The following is a 998-nucleotide window of genomic DNA, read 5'->3' on the forward strand; positions in this document are numbered from 1 at the left end:
GCGCGGAAGGCTGGACTACCTGTGCTTCGAGAGCATGTCGGAGGTCACCATGGCCGCGGCGCAGGCGGGGCGCATGGAGGATGGCGGCGCGCCCACTTACGACCCCTACCTGGAGGCGCGCCTCGCGCCGGTTCTGCAGTCCTGCAAGGAGCGCGGCATCCGCATCGTCAGCAATCAGGGCTGGCTGGACCCCGCCGGCGCCGCGCGCCGTGTGGAAGCGTTGGCGCGGGAGCTGGGGATCGAAGGACTGCGCGTAGCGTCCGTGACCGGGGGCGAGCTGACCGACCGCATCGTTGGGCTTGACCTGCCCTTCCAGGAAACGGGCCGCCCGGTGGCGGAACGGCGCGACGCGATCGTCTCGGCCGAGGCCTACATGGGGGCGGAAGGGATCGCCTCTGCTCTGGCAGGCGGCGCCGATGTGGTGCTGACTTCGCGCGTCGCCGATGCCTGCCTGTATCTCGGCCCATTGATGCACGAATTCGGCTGGTCGCCCGACGACCAGCACCGAATGGCGCGCGGCATGGCGGTCGGCCATCTGATGGAATGCGGCGCGCAGCTCTGCGGCGGGTACTTCGCCGATCCCGGCTTCAAGGACGTGCCGGGCCTGGCCGATATCGGCAATCCGATCGCCGAGGTGACGGAGGACCGCATCCTGCTGTCCAAGCTGCCGGACAGCGGTGGCCTTCTGACGCCGGCCACCTGCAAGGAGCAGCTGCTCTACGAGGTGGGCGACCCCGCGAACTACCTGTGCCCCGACTGCGTGGCCGACTTCACCCAGATCGGCTTCGTACAGCGCGCCCCGGATGTGGTGGAGGTACTGGTCGGCCCCACCCCTGGCCGACCACGCCCCCCGACGCTCAAAGTGCTGGTGGGGCTGCGCGAGGGCTTCGCGACGGAGGAGATGGTGATCTTCGCCGGCCCCGGCGCCCTGACCCGTGCCTTGGCCACCCGCGCCCTGCTGGAGGAACGCTTCCGCGGGGTCGGCCTGCGCGCAGAAG

The 998-nt window shown here is 70.3% G+C and carries 1 protein-coding gene; it reads left to right on the top strand.

All coding sequences use genetic code 11. The features are described 5' to 3' along the window. Window positions 1-49: 49 nt before the first annotated feature. On the top strand, window positions 50-998 hold a 949-nt coding region (locus AC1DWF_RS32620; RefSeq protein WP_476842658.1), incomplete at its 3' end, for an acyclic terpene utilization AtuA family protein.

Source organism: Aminobacter sp. P4_D5 (assembly GCF_056401815.1).